Source organism: Saccharothrix sp. CCNWYY140, from assembly GCF_037401995.1.
Taxonomy (GTDB): Bacteria; Actinomycetota; Actinomycetes; order Mycobacteriales; family Pseudonocardiaceae; genus Actinosynnema.
Genome location: NZ_JBBEGC010000079.1, coordinates 1 through 21554 on the forward strand (window position 1 = coordinate 1; position 21554 = coordinate 21554).

Below are 21554 nucleotides of genomic sequence, written 5' to 3' on the forward strand. Positions count from 1 at the left end.
GCCCTTCGGGCAGGCCATACGGGGATGACACAAGCAAGAAGCCCAGGCAGAGGTGTGCCGCGCGGCAGCTTCGTGAAGCGCGCTGCGCGCGCCAAGGCACCCGTGGGAGCGGCGGCTGGGGTGGGGGTGTCTGTCCGGGTAGCGGACACTGACGCCCAGTTGTCAACGGTCAACGGGGTGTTACCGGCCGAACGGATGTAGTGATCAGCCGGACACCCTCCCTAGCGTCCGATCCGTGCCCCCGGCATCCCTGCGCCGGGCACGGAGAGGAAATGATGAAGGTTCGTACCCTGTTCACCGCGTTCGCGGTTGCGATCGGGGCGGCGTTCGCGGCGGCGGGTGGGGCGGCGGCGGCCCCGGCCGACGAGGGCGAAGTGACCCCGTACATCGTGGGCGGTGGGAATGCCACGCAGGTCTACTCGTTCATGGTGTCCCTGCAAAGCACCACGGGCAGCCACTTCTGCGGCGGCTCGTTGATCAAGGCGAACTGGGTCGTGACGGCCAAGCACTGCGTCCAGGGCCGTTCCGCCTCGTCCATCCGGGCACGCATCGGCTCGACGAACCGCACCAGTGGCGGTTCGGTCGCGTCGGGTGCGCAGATCGTCAACCACCCGAGCTACGACATCGCGTTGGTGCGCCTGTCGACCAGTGTGAGCCAGGCGCCGATCGCGGTGGCGGCCTCCTCGGGTGCGGTCGGCACCGCCACCCGGATCATCGGCTGGGGCCAGACCTGCGCACCGCGTGGCTGCGGTGGCGCGCCGATCACGCTCCAGGAGCTCAACACGTCGATCGTGTCCGACAGCAGCTGCTACGGCATCTACGGCACCTACGAGATCTGCACGAACAACCCCAACGGCAACTCGGGCGCCTGCTACGGCGACTCGGGCGGCCCGCAGATCAAGTCGGTGAACGGCGCGTGGCAGCTCATCGGCGCCACCAGCCGCGCGGGCAACAACAGCTCCACCTGCGCGACCGGTCCGTCGATCTACATGGACGTCCCGGCGTTCCGCTCCTGGATCAGCCAGTACGCGGGCTCGGTGTAGTCCGTCGAAGCACCAACGGCAAGGGCCGTCCCGCCGCGTGCGGGGCGGCCCTTGCCGTTTCGTTACCACCGCGTGGCAACCAACGGCCGTCTGATGGCGTCTCCAGGGCAGATACCGCAACACACCTGGGGGTGCGCGATGCGCAAGGCCGCATTGGTGGCAATCGCTTTCCTGGCAACCGCGACGGCGGCGTGCGGGACCGGTCAGCAGGCCGCGTCGGGGCCGTCGTCCACATCGGACCAGCCGTCGTCTTCGGCCGTCGCGACCTCGTCGCCGGCCCCGTCGTCGGAGTCGGCCACGCCGGTCCCGTCGACCTCGTCCGCCGTGCCGCAGCCGTCGGTCGAGGAGACGCCGACCCCGCAGCCGGCGCCGCCGCCCCCGCCGGTCACCGTCGAGGGCACGCCGTGCGACGTCACCGAAGGCGCGTGCATCCGGCTGTCCACGAACGAGTCGTGGCTGATCAGCGGCGGCAAGGTGGAGTACGGCCCGGTGCCGATCACGTCCGGTCGGCCCGGCTACGAGACGCCCACCGGCTACTTCCCCGTGCTGTACAAGGTGAAGGACGAGGTCAGCCGCGAGTTCAACAACGCTCCGATGCCGTACTCGACCTACTTCACCAACTACGGCATCGCCTTCCACGAGGGCAGCCTGTACGAGCCGTCGCACGGCTGCATCCACCTGTCGATGGACGCCGCCATCACGTACTTCAACTCCCTCCAGACGGGTGAACAGGTCCAGGTCGTCGCCTGACGGGTTGAACCGGCCCTCACCCGGGGTAGCCGAGTGGGTGAGGGAGTGATACGCGATGAGGAAGCTCGGCACCGTCGCTGCCGCGCTGGCCCTGACCTTCACGACAGGACTCGCGGCACCCGCCAACGCGTCGACCGGCACGCCCTGCGACATCCAGGACGGGGCGTGCCTGCGGCTTTCGACCAACGAGGCGTGGCTGGTCTACCGGGGCTCGATGAGCTACGGCCCCGTCCCGGTCACCCACGGCCGCCCCGGCTACGAGACGCCCGTCGGCACGTTCTCCGTCCTCCGCAAGGTGAAGGACGACTGGAGCGTCCCGTACAACGCGCCGATGCCCTACTCGGTCTACTTCACCCAGTCGGGTATCGCGTTCCACGAGGGCAGCCTGACGGAGCAGTCCCACGGCTGCGTGCACCTCGGGCACGACGCCGCGGTGACGTTCTTCGACAACCTGTTCGTGGGCGAGCAGGTCCAGGTCGTGCCCTGATCAGCTCGCGTTGCTGGAGTGCCCCGGGAACAGGTGGGCGTCGGGGTTGAGCGCGACGGCGATGTTGTTGACCGCCGTCGCGGCCTCCCCGAAGCCGGTGGCGATGAGCTTGACCTTCCCGGGGTACTGGGCGACGTCGCCCGCCGCGTAGACCCGGTCCCGCGCGGTGCGCATGGTGGTGTCCACGACGATCGCCCGGTGGTCCAGCTCGACGCCCCACGACTCGATCGGGCCCAGGTCGGCGGTGAACCCGAGCGCGGCCACGACGGTCTGCGCGGGCAGCACCTTGCGGTCGCCGCCCTTGAGCCCCAGCTCCACCTCGGCCACGTGGTCGTCGCCGCGCAGTTCCAGCACCTCTGCGTCGGTGATGATCTCCACGCCGAGGTCGCGGACCTGCCGCACGGTCGGCGGGTGGGCGCGGAAGGTGGACCGGCGGTGCACCAGGGTGACGCTCTTCGCGATCGGGTGCAGCGCCAGCGCCCAGTCGAACGCCGAGTCGCCGCCGCCGACCACGACGACGTCCTGTCCGGTGTGGACGTTCAGGGTCGGCACGAAGTGCACCACGCCCCGGTCCAGCCAGCCGTCGCCGGCGGGCAGCGGGCGCGGTTTGAACTCGCCGATCCCGGCCGTGATCAGCACGGCCTTCGCGCGCACGACACCGCCGTCGGCCAGCCCGACCTCCAGCCCGTCGTCCACAGTGGACAGCGTGCGGGCCTGGCGGCCGAGCAGGTAGGTCGGGTGCCACTGGTCGGCCTGCGCGACCAGCGCGGTGACCAGCTCGCGCCCGCGCACGGCGGGGAACCCGGCCACGTCGAAGATCATCTTCTCCGGGTACATCGCGGTGATCTGGCCGCCCGCCTCCGGCAGGGAGTCGACCAGCGCGACGGACAGGTCTCGGAAACCCGCGTAGTAGGCCGCGAACAGTCCGGTGGGGCCGGCTCCGACGACGAGCAGGTCGACCTCTAGCTCCATACCCCGACCATAGGTGGTGCAGGCCACTCTGCCCAGTAAGGCAAGCCGGTCCAAACTCGGTGGTATGGCTGAACAGGAGTACCGCGTCGAGCACGACACGATGGGCGAGGTCCGGGTGCCGGCGGACGCGCTGTGGCGGGCGCAGACGCAGCGCGCGGTGGAGAACTTCCCGATCTCGGGCCGGGGGCTGGAACGGGCCCAGATCCGGGCGCTGGGCCTGCTCAAGGCCGCCGCCGCGCGGGTGAACGAGCGGCTGGGCGTCCTGCCCGCCGACGTGGCGCAGGCGATCGCGTCCGCCGCCGACGAGGTGGCCGGGGGCGCGCACGACGCCCACTTCCCGGTGGACGTCTTCCAGACCGGCTCCGGCACGTCGTCGAACATGAACGCCAACGAGGTCATCGCGACCCTGGCGACCCGCGCGCTGGGCCGGGACGTGCACCCGAACGACCACGTCAACGCCTCGCAGTCGTCCAACGACACCTTCCCGACGACCCTCCGGGTGGCCGCCACGGAGGCCGTCGCGAAGGACGTCGTCCCGGCGCTGGAGCACCTCGCGCAGACCCTGGAGACCAAGGCCGCCGAGTGGTCCGGCCTGGTGAAATCCGGCCGCACGCACCTCATGGACGCCGTCCCGGTGACCCTGGGCCAGGAGGCAGGCGCGTGGGCCGCGCAGGTCCGCTACGGGGTCGAACGGCTCACCGCGAGCCTGCCCCGACTGGCGGAACTGCCCATCGGCGGCACGGCCGTCGGCAGCGGTCTGAACGCACCCGAGGGCTTCGGCGCGGCGGTCTCGGCGGAACTGGCGGAGGTCACGGGCCTGCCCCTGACCGAGGCCCGCGACCACTTCGAGGCGCAGGCCACCCAGGACGGCGTCGTGGAGGCGTCGGGCCAACTGCGCGCGACCGCCGTGAGCCTGTTCAAGATCGCCAACGACCTGCGCTGGCTGGGTTCGGGACCCCGAACCGGCCTGGGCGAGCTGGCCCTGCCGGACCTCCAGCCGGGCTCGTCGATCATGCCCGGCAAGGTCAACCCGGTCATCCCGGAGGCGACGATGATGGTCGTCGCCCAGGTCATCGGCAACGACGCGGCGGTGGCCTTCGCGGGCGCGCAGGGCAACTTCCAGCTCAACGTCATGCTCCCGGTCATCGCCCGCAACGTCCTGGAGTCGGCCCGCCTGCTGGCTGCGGTGGCCCGCCTGCTGGCGGACAAGGTCTTGGCGGGCACGGAACCGCAGGCGGACCGGATGCGCGAGTACGCCGAGTCCTCCCCGTCCATCGTGACCCCGCTCAACCGCTACCTGGGCTACGAGGAGGCGGCGTCGATCGCCAAGCAGTCCCTCAAGGAGCGCAAGACGATCCGCGAGGTGGTGCTGGAACGCGGCCACGTGCCCGGCAAGCTCACGGAAGCCCAGCTCGACGAGGCCCTGGACGTCCTCCGCATGGCCCACGGCGGCTGACGCCCGCCCCGCCCACGCCGCTGACCACAGCCTCCGACCAGGGCTGAGGGCGGGCCGCCACCCGCCCTCAGCCCTTCCTCAGCTCCGCACGGCCGGAATGTCGGTGCCCTCTGGCAGGCTTGAAGTCGGGGGCTGCTCAGCCGACTCCAGCCCACCCGCGCCCTCCAGCCCACCCGCGCCCTCCAGCCCACCCGCGCCCGCCAGCCCAACCGCAGGCTCCAGCGCGCCCGCCGGCTCCGGTGCCCCGGCCGCCCCCGCCCCGGCCCGCCGCAGCCCGAGCACGCACCCCGCCGCCACCACCAGCGCCCCCGCCAGCCCCACCGCGGTCAACTCCTGCGCGCCCAACGCCACCGACGCCACCAGCCCCGCCACCGGCATCAACCCGACCAGCACCCCGGCCCGGTCCGCGCCCAGCCGCGCCACGGCGAAGTACCACAGCCCGAACGCCACCGCCGTCACCAAGACCGCCAGCACCGCCAGCGCCACCCCCTCGCGCACGGACGGCACCTGCCACCCGCCGACGAACGTCCCCAGCACCGCCCCCGCGCCCGCCGCGAGGAAACAGCACCAAGTGGCCACCGCAACCCCGCCCATCCGCCGCACCACCCCCACCGCGAACAGCGTGAACGCCGCCTCCCCCAACATCGTCAACACGGCCAGCACCAGCCCCGGCCCGTGCCACGACCCGCCCCCGGACAGCACCACCACCCCGGTCACCACGAACACCGCGCCCACGACCGCCCCCACCGCCGGCCGCCGACCCGCCACCAGCGGCGCGACCAGCGCCAGCACCAGCGGACTCGCACCCAGGACCGCCGCCACGAAACCGGGCTCGGCGTACCGCTGCGCGTAGAGCACGCACGCGTTGAACCCGAGCATCCCCAGCCCTACCAGCGCGATCAGCGCGAGCCAGTCCCCCCGCCGCGGCACCGGCAGCCGCCCGCCACGCGCCACGATCCACCCCAGCAGCACGAGCCCGCCCACCGCGTACCGCAGCGCCTGCCCGGACAGCAGCGGGTACCCCTGGAGCATCCCGGTCACGGGCACCGACGCCCCCACGATCACCGCACCCGACACCCCGGCCGCGATCCCAGCCCTCACTCGGTTCATGCGAGGAACCTTCACGGACGAGTGGTCCACGTTTAAGCTCCACTTCGATGGCTGCCAACTGGACCACTTTCCGCGAGCTGCTGCTCCCCGGCGGGCTCGCCGGCCGCCGTGCCGTGGAGTCCGAGCTGCGGCGCGCCGTCCGCGACGGCCGGCTCAAACCCGGGACGCGCCTGCCGTCCAGCCGCGACCTGGCCGACCAGCTCGGCGTCGCCCGCGGCACCGTGACCTCCGCGTACACCCAGCTCGTCGGCGAGGGCTACCTGGAGGCCAAGCGCGGCTCCGGCACCACCGTCACCGCCGCCTGCGACTGGCCGAACACGTTCCCGACCGCCACCGACCAGCCCCGTCCGTGGCGCTACGACCTGCGCCCCGGCGTCCCGGCGCTGAGCGCGTTCCCCCGCGACGAGTGGCTCCAGGCGACCCGGACCGCGCTCACCGCCCTGACCGCCGACGACCTCGGCTACCCCGACCCGGCCGGGTTCGCCCCGCTGCGCCAGGAACTCGCCGACTACCTCGGCCGCGTCCGCGCCGTCGCCGCGCACCCGTCGGACGTCGTGGTCGTCAACGGCGCCGCCCAGGGCATCTCGCTGCTCGGCCGGGTCCTGCGCGCCGCCGGGCACACCAGCGTCGCCATCGAGGAGCCCAGCCACTACGGCGCGGCCGACATGCTCCGCTCCCACGACCTCGCCCTCCACCCGATCCCCGTGGACGACAAGGGGATCCGCGTCACCGAACTGTCCACAACAGACACCCGGGCGGTCCTGGTGACCGCCGCGCACCAGTTCCCGCTCGGCGTCGTCCTGCACCCCGACCGCCGCCGCGCCCTGCTCGACTGGGCCCGCGAACGCGACGCCGTAATCATCGAGGACGACTACGACGCCGAACACCGCTACGACCGCCCCGCCACCGGCGCGATGCAGGCGCTGGACCCGAGCCGCGTCGCCTACCAGGGCAGCACCAGCAAGGTCCTCGCGCCCGCGCTGCGCCTGGGCTGGCTGGTCCTGCCGCCGGCGCTGCGCGAGGCGGTCGTCGAGCGCAAGCGCCTGGACGACCTCGGCAGCGGCACCCTCCACCAGGCCGCGTTCACCCAACTCCTGCGCAGCGGCGGCTACGACCGCCACCTGCGCCGCACCCGCCAGCTCTACCGGGCCCGCCGGGACGCCCTGCTGGACGAACTGGCCCGCGTCCGACCCGACTGGACCCCGATCGGCGTCGCGGCCGGCCTGCACGTCGTCCTCCGCCTGCCCGACGGCACCGACGACCGCGACCTGTCCACCCGCCTGGCCCGCGCGGGCATCAACGCGCCACCGCTGTCGGACTACGCGCGCGTGCCGACGTTCCCCGGCCTGGTCCTGGGCTACGCGGCCACCACACCGGACCGGCTGCGGCGGGCAGTGCAGGAGATAGATGAGTTGTGTTAGACGCTCGCGAAGTTCCAGGCCGTTTTTTTTGCGTGATCGTCCAACACGCTTTTGTCGTACCCCCGGTGCACCATGAACACCGTGCTGTTCAGTGAGGTAGTCGAGACGTCCGCCGCCGTGGCGGCCACGCGGTCGCGCCTGGCCAAGGTCGCGGCACTGGCAGACCTGGTGGGACGGATGACCACGCCCGCGGTCGTGTCGTTCCTCATCGGCGTGCCGAGCCAAGGACGCATCGGAGCCGGCTACCGCACGGTGTTCGACGTGGCCCCGCCGCCCGCTCCGGAGCCGACGTTGACCGTGGACGAGGTCGACGAGGCGCTGGGTGCGTACGCGGCGATCTCCGGCAAGGGTTCGGCACAGCGGCGGGTGGAGGCGCTGACCTCGCTGTTCGCCCGCGCAACGACCGCCGAACAGGACTTCCTGCGCCGACTGCTGACCGGTGAGCTGCGGCAGGGCGCGCTGGAGGGCGTGATGCTCGACGCGATCGCGCGGGCGGCCGACGCGCCGGGCGAGGACGTGCGGCGGGCGTTCATGCTGTCGGGCAGCCTGCCGGACACCGCCGTCGCGGCCCTGCGGGGTGAGCTGGGGGCGTTCCGGTTGGAGCTGGGCCGACCGGTGCGGCCGATGCTGGCCTCGCCCGCGGAGTCGCTGCCGGCGGCGTTGGCCGAGCTGGGGGCGTGCGTGGTCGAGCACAAGCTGGACGGGGCGCGGATCCAGGTCCACAGGTCGGGTGACTCGGTGCGGATCTTCACCCGGACGTTGCGCGAGATCACCCGAACGGTGCCCGAGCTGGTGGCACTGGTCCAAGACCTGCCGTGCACGTCGGTCGTCCTGGACGGCGAAACCCTGGCCCTGAACGACGACGGCAAACCGCGCCCGTTCCAGGAGACGATGAGCCGGTTCGGGGCGCAGGACGAGCGGGAGCTGTTGCTGAGCCCGTTCTTCTTCGACTGCCTGCACCTGGACGGGGAGGACCTGCTGGACGCGCCCCTGTCGGCGAGGTTGGAGGCGTTGCGGCGGGTGGCGGGGGCGCACGTGATCCCGGGGGTCGTGTCGCCGTCGTCGGAGCAGGCGGAGTCGGTGCTGGAGAACGCGCTGTCCGCCGGGCACGAGGGCGTGATGGTGAAGTCGCTGGAGTCGGTGTACGCGGCCGGGCGGCGAGGCCGGTCGTGGCAGAAGGTCAAGCCGGTGCACACGCTCGACTTGGTGGTGATCGGCGTGGAGTGGGGCAGCGGCCGACGCCGGGGCTTGCTGTCGAATCTGCACCTGGGCGCACGCGATCCCGACGGCGGGCCGCCGATCATGGTCGGGAAGACGTTCAAGGGACTGACCGACGAGCTGCTGGCGTGGCAGACGCGCGAGCTGATGGCGCTGGCGACGGACAAGAACGACTGGGTGGTCACCGTGCGCCCAGACTTGGTGATCGAGATCGAACTAGACGGCGCTCAGATCAGCCCGCGCTACCCAGGCGGCGTGGCCCTGCGCTTCGCAAGGGTGCTCCGATACCGCCCGGACAAGGCCCCCTCGGAAGCCGACACAATCGACACCGTCCGCTCCCTACTCCCCAAACCCCCAACCCCACCAGCCCTACCCACCTAACCCAGCCACCGCCCCCTGCCACACCCACCACCGCACCACCACCGCACCACCACCGCACCGCTGCCGCTGCCGCTGCCCTCCATCCCCACCGCACCGCCGCTGCCCTCCGTCCCCGCCGCACCCACTGCCGCTACCGCTGCCCCCTGTCCCCGCCCCACCCACTGCCCCACCCGCCGCCACCACCGCCGCACCCACCGCCACAGCCCCACCCACTGCCGCGGCCAGTGCCGCGCGGCTCAACACCGCACGCCGCCAACCGCCGCCCCAGCCAGCTCCGCGCCCCGCCCAACCGCCAAGCCTCCGAACTGCCCACCCGCCCCGCTCCCCCCAAGCCGCTCCTCCAAAGCCGCACCCCAAAGCCGCCGCCCCAAAGCCGCCGCCTCGCCCGCGCCCGCCTGCCACCTTGCTTCTGTCGCCGGCTGGCCGCCCCTATTCGCGCCACCCCGTTCATCTCACCAACGATCGTTTTAGTCGTGATCGTTCTGGCCGTGATCGTTCGCCCCCAGAACGCCTGCTCGCGCGGCGCGTTGGAACCGATCGCTTCGCGAACTATCGTTCTTAAGACGATCGTTCCCAATATGCGAGTTCCGATGCCGGGCGCCTGTTCCGTACTCAGGCCGCGATCGATCACCTCGGCTACGATCGTTTGGCAAACGATCGTTTTCGGTGCGATCGTTTGGGTCCGATCGCTGTGGGCGGGGCAGGTTCGCCACGTCCGAGCGGAGGCATGGTGGGGTTGGGATTGGCGCGTCGGCTGGGCTGCCCAACCCGCTGGGTTTGGAGGATCGCACAAGCGGAGTGCCGGTGGCGGGCATGTGATTGGGGCTCATGACCAAGGGCGTAACTCGCTTCGGGCGGGTAGTGTCAAAGTCTCGTGCGATTCATCGAAGGGCATGCGCCCAGCTACGACCTGACGTACGACGACGTCTTCCTCGTCCCCAGCCGCTCGGCCGTCGAGTCGCGGTTCGGCGTGGACCTCTCGACCTCCGACGGAACCGGGGCCACCATCCCGGTCGTGGTCGCCAACATGACCGCTGTTGCCGGGCGGCGGATGGCTGAGACCGTGGCTCGGCGGGGTGGGTTGGTGGTCCTGCCGCAGGATGTCGCGCCCGATGCGGTTGCGGAGATCGTGTCCTGGGTCAAGGAGCGGCATCCCGTGTGGGACACGCCGTTGACGCTGGCGCCTGGTGACTCCGTCGCCGACGCCCTCAACCTCATCCACAAGCGTGCCCACAACGCGGTCGTCGTGGTGGACGAGGACGGGCGTCCGCTCGGGGTCGTGGACGAGGCCGCGTGCAGCGGTGTCGATCGCTTCACCCGGCTGTACGACGTTGCCGACCGGCGGGTGGTGGCGCTCGCGCTGGACACCGCGCCGCGTGACGTGTTCGACCGGATTGGGGACGACCCGCACCGGGTCGCGCTCGGTGTGGACGGTGACGGTCGTCTGCGCGGGATCATGACCGGGCTCGGGGCGTTGCGTGCCGAGGTCTACACGCCGGCCGTGGACGCCGAGGGGCGGCTGCGGGTCGCGGCGGCTATCGGTGTCAACGGGGACGTGCGGGCCAAGGCCGAGGCGTTGTTGAAGGCCGGTGTGGACACGCTGGTCGTCGACACCGCGCACGGGCACCAGGAGAAGATGATCTCCGCGCTGAAGGCCGTGCGGGACGCGTCGCCGACCGTTCCGGTCGTCGCGGGGAACGTCGTCACCGCCGAAGGCGTGCGCGATCTGGTGGAAGCCGGCGCGGACGTGGTCAAGGTCGGTGTCGGGCCGGGCGCGATGTGCACCACGCGCATGATGACCGGTGTCGGCCGGCCGCAGTTCTCCGCCGTCGCCGAGTGCGCGGCGCAGGCTCGGGCGTTGGGCAAGCACGTGTGGGCGGACGGCGGTGTGCGGCACCCCCGGGACGTCGCCCTCGCGCTGGCGGCCGGCGCGAGTGCCGCGATGGTCGGGTCGTGGTTCGCGGGCACCTACGAGTCGCCCGGCGACCTGCACCGCGACGAGCAGGGGCGGCTGTACAAGGAGTCGTTCGGCATGGCGTCCAAGCGGGCCGTGAGCGCGCGCACCCGCACCGACAACGCGTTCGAGCGGGCGAAGAAGGGGCTGTTCGAGGAGGGCATCTCGACGTCCCGGATGCGGCTGGACCCCGCCCGGCCCGGCGTGGAGGACCTGCTGGACTCGATCACGGCGGGCGTGCGGTCGGCGTGCACCTACGCGGGCGCGGCCACGATGGAGGAGTTCCACGAGCGCGCGACGCTGGGCATCCAGTCCGCCGCCGGGTTCGCGGAGGGACGCCCCCTGCCCGCCGGCTGGTAGGCGCTAACGGTTGGCTGATGGGGCGCTCGCCGGCTGGTGGGCGCTGACCTCCGGCTGCCGACGCGGGGCTGGTCAGGGGGAATGCGCCTACGCTGGCGCGGTGGACGTTGCCGTGGCGGTGTCGGAGCTGGTGAAGGTCTACAAGGCCAACCGGAGTCCCGCCGTGGACGGGCTGAGTTTCACCGTCCGGCGTGGTGAGGTCTTCGGGCTGCTCGGCCCCAACGGCGCGGGCAAGACCACCACCGTGGGTGTCCTGACCACCAGGGTGCGGCCGACCTCCGGCAGCGCCCTGGTGGAGGGCGTGGACGTCGTGCGCGATCCGCAGCGGGCGCGGCAGTTGTTGGCCGTCGTCCCGCAGCGGAACAACCTCGATCGGGCGTTGAACGTTCGGCAGAACCTGCTGTTCCACGCCGCCTACCACGGCATGGGGCGTGCCGACCGGCACCGGCTCGCGGACGAGGTCCTGGAGCGGATGGGTCTCCAGGACCACGCCAAAGCGCTGGTCGACACGTTGTCCGGCGGTCAGGCGCAGCGGCTGATGATCGCTCGTGCCCTGATGCACCGGCCCCGCGTCCTCTTCCTGGACGAGCCCTCGACCGGGCTCGACCCACAGGCACGGCTGTTCGTGCACGACCGCGTCGCGGCGCTGCACGCGGACGGGGTCACGGTCGTCCTCACGACCCACGACATGGACGAGGCGCACAAGCTGTGCGACCGAGTCGGCATCGTGGACCACGGCAAGTTGCTCACCCTCGACACCCCGGACGCGCTCACCGCCACCCTCCCGGGCAGCACCACGCTCAGCGTCACGGTCAGCCTGAACGGCACCGGCCCCGAACCCGTCCAACAAGCCCTGCTCGCGTTGCCCGGTGTCCAACGGGTCGAGCACGTGGCGGACGCGGGGCTGTTCCGGCTGTTCACCGACGTCGCCCCGGCCGCCGCACTGCCCGAGGTGCTGCGCACGCTGGAACGTCTCGACCGCCCGGTCACCGACCTGGCCATCGGCACGCCCAGTCTGGAGGACGTGTTCATCCACCTCACCGGACGGGAGCTGCGATGACCACCACCGCGACCACCACCGTGACCACCACCGCCAGCGCCACCCGGACGTTCGCCGCCCTGATGTGGCGGGACGTTTTCGTCACGGGTCGGGAGCTGCCGAGCTTCCTGGCGCAGGTGATCATCCAGCCGTTCTTCATCCTGTTCATCTTCGCGAAGGTGCTGGGCGACATCGGGTTCGTGCAGGGCGACTTCGCCGCCGTCCTGCTGCCCGGGATCGTCGCGATGAACGGCTTCCTGGGCGCGCTCCAGAACACGACCCTGCCCCTGGTGCTGGACTTCTCGTGGACCCGGGAGATCGAGGACCGTCTGCTCGCGCCCATCCCGATCCCGCTGGTGGCGGTGGAGAAGATGGTGTTCGGGGCGTTGCGCGGGCTGCTGGCGGCCGTGCTGATGGTGCCGATCGGGTTCCTGATGCTGGACGTCACCTGGCCGGTGTCCGGGCTGCCCGTGGCGCTGCTGGTGATCGTGCTCGGGTCACTGGCGGGCGCGGCGGTCGGGATGGTGATCGGGACGTCCGTCTCGCCCCGGCACATCACGGTGATGTTCGCGGTCATCCTCACGCCGCTGCTGTTCACCGGGTCCGCGCAGTTCCCGTGGACCGAGCTGGACGGCCTGCGCTGGTTCCAGGTGGTGTGCGCGCTGAACCCGCTCACCTACGTCAGCGAGGGGACGCGGGCGGTCCTGGCGCCGGACGTCCCGCACATCCCGCTGTGGATCTGCCTGGTCGTGCTGGTCGTGTCGATCGCGGGCTTCGGCGCGCTGGGCATCCGGGGCTTCCTCCGCCGCGCCCTGGACTGACCGGGACCGACCTGCCACCGACCTCGACGGACGTGTCAGCGCCCTCTACGGACGTGTCAGCGCCGTGGCCGCGTGGTGTCAGGACGGCCCGTGATCGTTGCCGCCATGACGACATCGACGGCCCTGGAGCCGCGGAAGACCAGGCGGTTGGGCGCTGCCGCGCTGACCGTCGCACTGCTGGCCGGAGCGGCCATCCCGGCCAATGCGGCCCCGACCCACCCCACGGACCGCCCGGAGCTGCGCAAAGCGGTGGAAGCGTTCGCGGACGCCGGTTTCCTCGGCATTCAGGTGCGGCTGCGCGACGAGAAGGGCGAGTGGGTCGCCAGCGCGGGCCGACGCTCGCTGGACGGGACCGCGAAGCCACCGGTCGACGGTCGGTACCGGATCGGCAGCACGACCAAGACGATCGTGGCGACCGTCGTGCTGCAACTGGTGGCCGAGGGCCGGCTCGGGCTCGACGCGCCGGTGGCCGACCACCTGCCCCGGTTCGGCCTGGACCGGCGGATCACCACGCGGATGCTGTTGCAGCACACCAGCGGCCTGTTCAGCCACACCGGCGAGCACTACCCCAACGGCACGGTGGTGCCCGGCCTGCCCTCGACCGGCAAGGACTGGGCGGACAACCGGTTCCGCACCTACCACCCCGACGAACTGGTGCGGTTCTCGTTGTCCAAGCCGCCGCGGTTCGCGCCGGGCACGAGCTTCAACTACTCCAACACCAACTACACCGTGGCCGCCCTGCTCATCGAGGCGGTCTCCGGCCACTCGTACGCCGACGAGGTGGGCCGACGCGTCCTCCGCCCGCTCGGGATGCGCGACACGGTGGTGCCCGGCTCGTGGTCGGGGCTGCCCGGCCCGCACTCCCGCGGCTACTTCCGCTACCAGGACGGCACCGCGTGGAAGGTCGTCGACGTCACCCGGCAGGACCCGTCGCTGCTGTTCGGGGCCGGTGACATGATCTCGACCACCGCCGACCTCGGTCGGTTCTCCGCCGCCCTCCAGAGCGGCAAGCTGCTGCCCGCGCCGCTGCTGGCCGAGATGCGCGTGGCGGACCCGACGCTGGGCTACGGCCTCGGGATCTTCGTGCAGGACCTCGGTCCGGGCTGCGGCACCGTCCTGCACCACAACGGCAGCCCGCCCGGCGGCTACGGGTCGCTGATGTACAGCTCGGCCGACGGCAAGCGCACCCTGACCGCGGGGGTGACCGCCGGGGACGCCGACGTGAACCCGGGCGCGGCGTTGGGCCAGGTCCTGCCGCAACTGCTCACCGCGGCGTTCTGCGACAAGTGACCCGCGAAAGGGCTCCCCGGACCGGCCGGGGAGCCCTTTCGTCACGCGTCAGGAGTGGTAGTCCTCCAGCATCTCGGTCACCAGGGCCGCGATCGGCGAGCGCTCCGATCTGGTCAGGGTCACGTGCGCGAACAGCGGGTGGCCCTTGAGCTTCTCGATGACCGCCGCCACGCCGTCGTGCCGGCCCACGCGCAGGTTGTCGCGCTGGGCCACGTCGTGGGTGAGCACCACCCGCGAGTTCGCGCCCAGCCGGGACAGCACGGTGAGCAGGACGTTGCGCTCCAGCGACTGCGCCTCGTCCACGATCACGAACGAGTCGTGCAGCGACCGGCCGCGGATGTGGGTCAGGGGCAGGACCTCCAGCATCCCGCGGTCCATGACCTCCTCGACCACGTCCTGGCTGACCAGGGCGCCGAGGGTGTCGAACACCGCCTGCGCCCACGGCTGCATCTTCTCGCTCTCGGAACCGGGCAGGTAGCCCAGTTCCTGGCCGCCCACCGCGTACAGCGGGCGGAACACGACGACCTTGCGGTGCTGGCGGCGTTCCATGACCGCCTCCAGGCCCGCGCACAGCGCGAGCGCCGACTTCCCGGTGCCGGCCCGTCCGCCCAGCGAGACGATGCCGACCTCGGTGTCCAGCAGCAGGTCGAGGGCCACGCGCTGCTCGGCGGAGCGGCCGTGCAGGCCGAAGGCCTCGCGGTCGCCGCGCACCAGCCGGATGCGCTTGTCCGGGGTCACCCGGCCCAGCGCGCTGGACGTGCCCGCGAGCATCCGCAGCCCGCTGTGGCACGGCAGTTCGGCGACGTGCGCGAGGTCGTGCTCGGCCGGGTCGATGGTGCCGTCCCGGTAGAGCGCGTCGACGACCGACTGGTCCACGTCCACATCGGACATCCCGGTGTAACCGGACAACGTCACGTCGTGGGCGCGGTACTCCTCGGCCGCCAGGCCCACCGCGCCGGCCTTGACCCGCAGCGGCATGTCCTTGGTGACGAGGATGACGTGCTCGCCCTCGGCCGCGAGGTTCAGCGCGCAGGCCAGGATCCGGGCGTCGTTGGAGTCCGTGCGGAAACCCGCGGGCAACACCTCCGGGTCGGAGTGGTTCAGCTCGACGCGCACCGTGCCGCCGACGTCGCCGATCGGGACCGGGTGGTCCAGGCGGCCGTGTCGCAGGCGCAGGTCGTCGAGCAGGCGCAGCGCTTCCCGGGCGAACCAGCCCAGCTCGGGGTGGTGCCGCTTGCCCTCCAACTCGCTGATGACCACCAGCGGGAGCACGACCTGGTGCTCCGCGAAGCGGGTCATCGACAGCGGGTCGGACAGCAGTACGGACGTGTCCACCACGTACGTATGGGAGGTCGGCGCACCCCGGCGCCGGGACGTGCTGCGCGATGAGCCTGAGGAACGGCTCGCGGGTCGTCGTGCGTTCACGGCAACTCCTTCACGAACGCGGCACCCGCGTCCGCTCCTCGCTGGGCCAGGCACCACCCCGATCGGACGACACGCCTAACTTCAGGCGCACCGCCCACGAGGGCCGGGTGCCGGCCCCCTCGCGCTAGCTACAGCCACGATCGGAGCCTCCCTGCGCGGTCCGCAGTGGACGCGTCCCGCCAATTCGGAAGTTACCTGCGGAAGTACCCAACTTGCAGGCAGCCACACAGGTGATTCGCCAATTCGTCACGTAGCCGCAAAACCACGGAAAGATCGCGTCCGGGGTGCCCGGATTGCGGCGACCCGCCGTCACATCGCCGCAACACGGAGTGGTCCACGCAGCTCAGCGCGGGTACGCCGGTCCTCCCAGCGGGCGTCAGGAAGCGTCCCGGGGCAGCCACGGGACCCCGTCGCGCAGGTCCTGCCGGAGGGTCGCGGGCACCATCGGCTCGTCCAGAAGTCTCAGGTAACGCTCAGCTGTCGTCTCGGATGCCGGACGCAGGTCCAGCCACGCCCGCACCAGCCGGGCGCCCTCGACGTAGGTGGTGGTGTAGGCCCGCCACAGCGGATCGGCCAGGAACCGGACCATGTGCCGCGCCCGCCGCTCGGGCACCAGCAGCCAGCGGCACAGGTAGGCGACCACGTCGTCCTGGGACGCCCGCCGGTCGTGCAGCATCAGCGCCGCGTCCTGGCGCACGCCGAGCAGGCCCGACGCCGCCTCCTCGACCCGTTCGGCCTGGTCACCGTCCAGCCGCAGGCCCAGGTCGCGCAGGACGGCCTCGGTCCAGCGGCCCCAGCCGGCCCCGACCACGGCGTGCAGGCCCAGTTCGGCCATGCCCTCGGCCATCAGGCACTGGGGCGTGTTGATCAGGAAGATGGCCTGCTCCCGGTGGCCGCGCTTGCCGACCAGGCCGATCTCCTTGCGGCAGTGCTCGGTGTGGTGGCCCGGGTAGGACTCGTGCGCGACCAGGTGCGGCAGGTTGGACATGCGGTGGCCGAGGTCGGCGTTGATCGCGACCCTCGACCGGAAGCCGCCCAGGTAGTAGTTGAACCCGCTCCACGGCTTGTCGCCGACGACCTCGTACTCGACGAGCTCCTCCGGCGGCAGCGCGAACCGCTCGCGGACCAGGTCGCGCAGGGCGCTGGACAGGGCGTGCACGGCCCCCTTGAGCCGGCGCGGCGGGATCTCGTCGGCGGCGCGGTGGTCGGCCAGCCGCTCGCGCAGCGGCCCGCCGCCGGGCAGCACCTCGTCCAGCAGGGCGTGGGCGCGGCGGTAGGCGTCCTCGTCGCCGGGGCGGACGTCGACCTGGAAGTAGGCGCGCACCTCCTCGACGAACGGGACCCGCACGCCGGCGAGCTTGCGCGCGGTGCACTCGACTGCGGTCAGGTGGGCGTCCAGAAAACGTTTGCGGTCCGGCGCGAGGTCCGTGCCGGGCAGTTCGCGGCGCAGCAGCGCGGCGCGGTCGGCGAGCGCGGCGGGGTGCGGGCGGGGTTCGTCGTCCACGGCGCGGCGCAGCGCCCGGTCGCCGGTGTAGGAGTCGACCAGGCCGGGGTGGAGCCGGTCCAGGCGCAGCCCGAGCAGGAGGTACTCCCGCACCAGCTCTCCGGCGTCCATGAGCGCAGCAGCCTACGTCAACCAGGCGCAACAGCGGCACGCCGGGGCAAACCCGAATTGCGCGGAATTCCACCGATGGAGCGAAACAGCATCCGAAATTCGCTCAATGGTATGGCGTCGGTAGCTGTGGACTGACACCCGTGGGTATTGTCCCCACCCGGAAGCCGCACCGCACATCTCCCGCGTGCTTCCGGTTCTCGAACGTCACAACCCCAAGGAGACATCCGCGTGTTCAAGAAGGCAGCTGCGGCGACCGCGATCACCGCGGCATTGATGGCAATCGGTTCTCCCGCGTTCGCGAACGACGACGTGGACGTGACGGAGCAGGTCGGCCTCGCGAACCTGAACGACACCGACATCCTCGAGCAGGTCAACGCCTGTGAGATCTACGTCATCCAGCTCGTGAACGTGCCCGTCGAGCTGCTGCCGATCGCCAGCGACACCTGCTCGAACGAGGAAGTCGAGATCGAGGTCGACAACTGACGACACCGGTGCGGGCAGCAGATCGTGCCCGCGCAGTCGGATAGGGCGGTGGCGGCGAGCCTCGTGCCCCGCCCTTTCCGGTCGTTCCACCTCGCACCACCACCGTCCACGACGCCGACCGTCGTCGGAACGATAAAACACCCAGGGAGTACTTGCATGCTGAAGAAGGTTGGCGCGCTCGCCGCGATCACCGCCGGAATGCTGCTCACGGCTTCCCCCGCTTTCGCGGGTGAGCCCGGTTCCGACGACGTCGACAAGGTGGTCGGGCAGGCGCGCTCCGTCGACGACATCAGCCACACCGACCAGGTGGGCTTGGTGAACATCAACGACTCGGAGATCCTCGACCAGGTCAACGTCTGCGAGATCTACGTCATCCAGCTCGTGAACGTGCCGCTGGAGATCGGGCAGATCGCCAGCCCGACCTGCTCGAACAGCGAGACCGAGGTCGAGGTCGACGACCACGACCACCACCACCACCACGACAACCACCACTGGGACCACCACTGATCCTCGCCGGGTTCTACCACGATCGGTTGTCCGCACCGGAACAACCGCATCGAGGACAACCGGAACAGGCGATAGATCACGAAGTCGCGTCACACGATAGTGGTCGCCGAGGCTCGGACGGACTGGTGTTCGAGTAACTTTTCACCTTGAGGACCCCAGCGTCCGGAGATCCCCGAAGACTCCGGAAGGTACGGGGGAAATCCCGACACGAAGGAGATTCAAGTGCTGAAGAAGGCAGGCGCTGTCATCGGCGTCGCGGCGGGCCTCTTGATGCTCGGTTCCCCCGCGTTCGCCGCAGGCGAAGGTGTCCAGTGGAACAACGGCCCGTTGTTGAGCGCGATCAACGGCAACAACGTCAACGCCGTCGTGGGCGCGTGTGGCAACAACGTCGGCGCGGGCATCATCGCCGCTGCGATCCCGATCAACTCGCCGGTGTTCGTCGACAACTGCGCCGCGGGCGGCATCGTCGACGGCGACGACGTGAACTTCTACGGCGAGAACGACGACTGAGAAGTTCGTTCCCGCATTCCCGTCAGGGGCGCTGACCGGTACCCAGCCCGGTGGCGCCCCTGGCGTTTCTCCACAGGTCGTGAGGTGCCGCGAACACCAATCACACAATGGTGTTAGTGAGCGCGCCGCAGCACGCGATCTTCGATAGCTTTTCGCCCGTTCGGACCATTACCAAAGGAGAACTGACGTGCTGAAGAAGGCAGGCGCCATCGCCGGCATCGCGGCCGGCCTCATGATGCTCGGTTCGCCCGCGTTCGCCGCCACCGGGACCCCCGGCGGCTGGGACGACGACGGTGGCAACGGAGGTCCGCAGGTCAACAACGGCGGCCTGGCCTCCGTCGTCAACGGCAACAACGTGAACGCCGTCGTGGGCCTTTGCGGCAACAACGTGGGCGCGGGCATCGCCGCGTTCGCGGTGCCGATCAACTCCCCGATCTTCGTCGACAACTGCGCCGCGGGCGGAGTCGTGGACGGCGACGACGCGAACTTCTACGGCGAGAACGACTGACCCTCCCGGGCCAGGCACAGGGGCGTCCCGCGCGGGGCGCCCCTTTCGCGTTGCCCCGGGCGTCCGCCGTGGTCGGCCGTGGTCAGCCGCCGAAGCGGCGGTGGCGCAGGGCGTAGTCGCGCAGGGCGCGCAGGAAGTCGGTGCGGCGGAACTCCGGCCAGTAGGCCTCGCAGAACCAGAACTCCGAGTGCGCGGACTGCCACAGCATGAAGCCCGACAGCCGCTGCTCCCCCGACGTGCGGATGAGCAGGTCCGGGTCGGGCTGGCCGGAGGTGTAGAGGTGCTCGGCGATGTGGTCGACGTCCAGGACCTCGGCCAGCTCCTCGATCGTCCCGCCGGACTCGGCGTGCTTCTGGAGCAGCTTGCGCACGGCGTCCGCGATCTCCTGGCGCCCGCCGTAGCCGACGGCGACGTTGACCTCCAGGCCCGTCCGGTCCCGGGTGCGCAGGGACGCGGCGGAGAGGCGGGCGGCGGTCTCGGTGGGGAGCAGGTCCAGCGCGCCGACGTGCCGGACGCGCCACGGGTTACCGGGCTCGGCGATCTCGTCGACGATGTCGCCGATGATGTCCAGCAGCGGCCCGAGCTCCTCGATCGGCCGGTTGAGGTTGTCCGTGGACAGCATCCACAGGGTGACCACCTCGACCTCGGCCTCGCGGCACCAGTTCAGCAGCTCCAGGATCTTGCGCGCGCCGACCCGGTGGCCGTGCACGACGTCGGTGAAGCCCGCCTCCTTGGCCCAGCGCCGGTTGCCGTCCAGGACGACGCCGACGTGCCGAGGTCGTTGCTTCCCGGCGAGCCACCGGTTGAGCCGGTACTCGTACACCGGCAGGAGGAACCCGTCCTTGATGCGCTCGCGAAGACCCACGCTGGAAGAGCGTACGCCGGGTGGGGGCGGTCACGCCGTCGTGTGCTGACCTGCGCACCTACGGTCCCGTAACCTCGGGCGGGTGACGACGTCGACGATCCCCGAGCCGCCGGCACCGGCACTGCGCCCCCGCCTGCGCGGCTGGCTGCACTTCTGGTCCTTCGTGGTGTCGGTCGCCACCGGCGCCACCCTGATCACCCTGGCCGCCGCGACCGCGTCCGGGAAGGCGGCCCTGGCCACCTCCGTCTACAGCGCGACCGTCGTCGGCCTGTTCGGCGTCAGCGCCCTGTACCACCGGGTGAACTGGGTCAGCGTGAAGGCGCGCACGTGGATGAAGCGCCTGGACCACTCGATGATCTTCGTGTTCATCGCGGGCACCTACACGCCGTTCGCGCTGCTGGCGATGGACCCGGGGACGGGCAACGTCGTGCTGGCCGTCGTCTGGCTGGGCGCGCTGGGCGGCGTGACCCTGAAACTGGCCTGGCCGCACGCGCCGCGCTGGCTGGGCGTGCCGATCTACATCGCCCTGGGCTGGGTGGCGGTCTTCGTCCTACCCGACCTGCTGCACCACGTCGGCGTGGCCGCTCTGGTGCTGCTGCTGGTCGGCGGCCTGCTGTACACGGCGGGCGCGATCTTCTACGCCTCCCGCTGGCCCGACCCGTGGCCCCACGTCTTCGGCTACCACGAGTTCTTCCACGCGGCGACCGTACTGGCGGCGCTCTGCCACTACATCGCCATCTGGTTCGCGATCTACTCCTGAGCACCTCCCCGCCTACGCCAGGTCCGGTCCCTGTGCCCGCAGGTCGTCCACGCGGGACATCGCGTCGCGCAGTTCGGTCAGCCACGTGTCCGCGTGCTGGCCGACCAGGCGGACCGCCCACGCCAGCGCCTCCGACCGGGACCGGGCCACGCCCGCCGCCACCAGGGTGTCCAGGACCTGGCGTTCGGGCTGGCGGAGCCTGGTCATCACCGGCACGGACAGGGTCGTGAACAGCTCCTCCGTGCTGCCCAGCCGAGCGCCCCACGCGACCTTGCGCCGGTAGCGGTGTTCGGCCTGGCGGGCGATCTCGATGCGTTCCTCGCGCGTCTGCTCGCGGAAGCGGCTGATGCGGCCCGACTCCGCCGCCGCCTGCTCCGCCTCGTCGGCGAACTCGCCGGTCAGTGGCGGGAGGGTGCCCACCACCAGGATCTCCTCGCGGTCCACCGTCACGGTCGGCGCCTCGGTGAACCACCCGTCCGGGAGCCGGCCCGCGAACCAGGCCGCCGCGTCGTCCGCGGGCGGCTGTTCGGCCTGCTGCCAGCGCGAGCCCCAACCTCGTCTCATCACACACCCACTTCG

The 21554-nt window shown here is 71.2% G+C and carries 22 protein-coding genes; 15 read left to right on the forward strand and 7 right to left on the reverse strand.

The genetic code is table 11. From position 1 onward, the window contains the following. Positions 1-275: 275 nt before the first annotated feature. Positions 276-1043, forward strand: a complete 768-nt coding sequence (locus WBN91_RS27535; protein ID WP_337725389.1) for a S1 family peptidase — start codon at positions 276-278, stop codon at positions 1041-1043. Between the two features lie 203 nt (positions 1044-1246). Here WBN91_RS27535 and WBN91_RS27540 read toward each other — a convergent pair whose 3' ends face one another. Next, the gene (locus WBN91_RS27540) at positions 1247-1543 is read right to left on the reverse strand and encodes a hypothetical protein (RefSeq protein ID WP_337725391.1); all 297 of its coding nucleotides are present in this window, start codon (positions 1541-1543) and stop codon (positions 1247-1249) included. Between WBN91_RS27540 and WBN91_RS27545 the strand changes: the two genes are divergently transcribed. Beyond that, entirely contained in the window at positions 1518-1793 is a 276-nt protein-coding gene (locus WBN91_RS27545; protein WP_337725388.1) for a L,D-transpeptidase family protein, read from the forward strand. The genes WBN91_RS27540 and WBN91_RS27545 overlap by 26 nt on opposite strands. A gap of 55 nt (positions 1794-1848) precedes the next feature. After that, on the forward strand, positions 1849-2280 hold the full coding sequence (locus WBN91_RS27550; protein ID WP_337725361.1) for a L,D-transpeptidase: 432 nt from the start codon (positions 1849-1851) through the stop codon (positions 2278-2280). On the opposite strand, the gene WBN91_RS27555 is transcribed toward WBN91_RS27550, so the two are convergent. Then, a complete protein-coding gene (locus WBN91_RS27555) occupies positions 2281-3252 on the reverse strand; it encodes an NAD(P)/FAD-dependent oxidoreductase (RefSeq protein WP_337725360.1) in 972 nt (323 codons plus the stop codon). 64 nt (positions 3253-3316) lie between these two features. Between WBN91_RS27555 and WBN91_RS27560 the strand changes: the two genes are divergently transcribed. Further along, positions 3317-4708, forward strand: coding sequence for a class II fumarate hydratase (locus WBN91_RS27560; protein ID WP_337725359.1), 1392 nt, complete (start codon positions 3317-3319; stop codon positions 4706-4708). Positions 4709-4786: 78 nt separating this feature from the next. Here WBN91_RS27560 and WBN91_RS27565 read toward each other — a convergent pair whose 3' ends face one another. Further along, entirely contained in the window at positions 4787-5818 is a 1032-nt protein-coding gene (locus WBN91_RS27565) for a DMT family transporter (RefSeq protein WP_337725358.1), read from the reverse strand. Positions 5819-5865: 47 nt separating this feature from the next. Between WBN91_RS27565 and pdxR the strand changes: the two genes are divergently transcribed. The 6 genes from pdxR (at position 5866) to WBN91_RS27595 (ending at position 14302) form a co-directional block, all read left to right on the forward strand. Continuing rightward, entirely contained in the window at positions 5866-7239 is a 1374-nt protein-coding gene (pdxR, locus tag WBN91_RS27570) for a MocR-like pyridoxine biosynthesis transcription factor PdxR (protein ID WP_337725357.1), read from the forward strand. A gap of 81 nt (positions 7240-7320) precedes the next feature. Continuing rightward, entirely contained in the window at positions 7321-8838 is a 1518-nt protein-coding gene (locus WBN91_RS27575; protein ID WP_337725356.1) for an ATP-dependent DNA ligase, read from the forward strand. 874 nt (positions 8839-9712) lie between these two features. Beyond that, positions 9713-11152 (forward strand): GuaB1 family IMP dehydrogenase-related protein, encoded by a 1440-nt coding sequence (locus tag WBN91_RS27580; RefSeq protein ID WP_337725354.1) that lies wholly within the window; start codon positions 9713-9715, stop codon positions 11150-11152. A gap of 100 nt (positions 11153-11252) precedes the next feature. Beyond that, entirely contained in the window at positions 11253-12212 is a 960-nt protein-coding gene (locus tag WBN91_RS27585; RefSeq protein WP_337725353.1) for an ABC transporter ATP-binding protein, read from the forward strand. After that, positions 12209-13012: an ABC transporter permease gene (locus tag WBN91_RS27590; RefSeq protein ID WP_337725352.1), complete on the forward strand. Its 804-nt coding sequence runs from the start codon at positions 12209-12211 to the stop codon at positions 13010-13012. The genes WBN91_RS27585 and WBN91_RS27590 overlap by 4 nt, the downstream gene beginning before the upstream one ends. Before the next feature lie 105 nt (positions 13013-13117). Further along, a complete protein-coding gene (locus WBN91_RS27595; RefSeq protein ID WP_337725351.1) occupies positions 13118-14302 on the forward strand; it encodes a serine hydrolase domain-containing protein in 1185 nt (394 codons plus the stop codon). A gap of 48 nt (positions 14303-14350) precedes the next feature. Here the strand turns inward: WBN91_RS27595 and WBN91_RS27600 are convergent, their stop codons facing one another. Both WBN91_RS27600 and WBN91_RS27605 read right to left on the reverse strand, forming a co-directional pair. Then, positions 14351-15640, reverse strand: coding sequence for a PhoH family protein (locus WBN91_RS27600; RefSeq protein ID WP_337725349.1), 1290 nt, complete (start codon positions 15638-15640; stop codon positions 14351-14353). Positions 15641-16103: 463 nt separating this feature from the next. Beyond that, positions 16104-17342, reverse strand: coding sequence for a DUF885 domain-containing protein (locus WBN91_RS27605; protein ID WP_337725347.1), 1239 nt, complete (start codon positions 17340-17342; stop codon positions 16104-16106). 228 nt (positions 17343-17570) lie between these two features. Between WBN91_RS27605 and WBN91_RS27610 the strand changes: the two genes are divergently transcribed. The 4 genes from WBN91_RS27610 (at position 17571) to WBN91_RS27625 (ending at position 19350) form a co-directional block, all read left to right on the forward strand. Then, positions 17571-17825, forward strand: a complete 255-nt coding sequence (locus tag WBN91_RS27610; RefSeq protein WP_337725346.1) for a hypothetical protein — start codon at positions 17571-17573, stop codon at positions 17823-17825. Positions 17826-17981: 156 nt separating this feature from the next. Continuing rightward, a complete protein-coding gene (locus WBN91_RS27615) occupies positions 17982-18332 on the forward strand; it encodes a hypothetical protein (protein ID WP_337725345.1) in 351 nt (116 codons plus the stop codon). A gap of 222 nt (positions 18333-18554) precedes the next feature. Beyond that, entirely contained in the window at positions 18555-18842 is a 288-nt protein-coding gene (locus WBN91_RS27620) for a hypothetical protein (protein ID WP_337725344.1), read from the forward strand. Between the two features lie 187 nt (positions 18843-19029). Next, positions 19030-19350, forward strand: a complete 321-nt coding sequence (locus WBN91_RS27625; RefSeq protein WP_337725342.1) for a hypothetical protein — start codon at positions 19030-19032, stop codon at positions 19348-19350. Positions 19351-19432: 82 nt separating this feature from the next. On the opposite strand, the gene WBN91_RS27630 is transcribed toward WBN91_RS27625, so the two are convergent. Further along, complete coding sequence (locus WBN91_RS27630) at positions 19433-20179, reverse strand: isoprenyl transferase (protein ID WP_397556330.1); 747 nt, start codon at positions 20177-20179, stop codon at positions 19433-19435. Positions 20180-20297: 118 nt separating this feature from the next. On the opposite strand from WBN91_RS27630, the gene trhA reads away from it, so the two are divergent. Continuing rightward, a complete protein-coding gene (gene trhA, locus WBN91_RS27635; protein WP_337725341.1) occupies positions 20298-20975 on the forward strand; it encodes a PAQR family membrane homeostasis protein TrhA in 678 nt (225 codons plus the stop codon). Between the two features lie 12 nt (positions 20976-20987). On the opposite strand, the gene WBN91_RS27640 is transcribed toward trhA, so the two are convergent. Beyond that, a complete protein-coding gene (locus WBN91_RS27640) occupies positions 20988-21539 on the reverse strand; it encodes a hypothetical protein (protein ID WP_337725340.1) in 552 nt (183 codons plus the stop codon). Between the last annotated feature and the right edge of the window lie 15 nt (positions 21540-21554).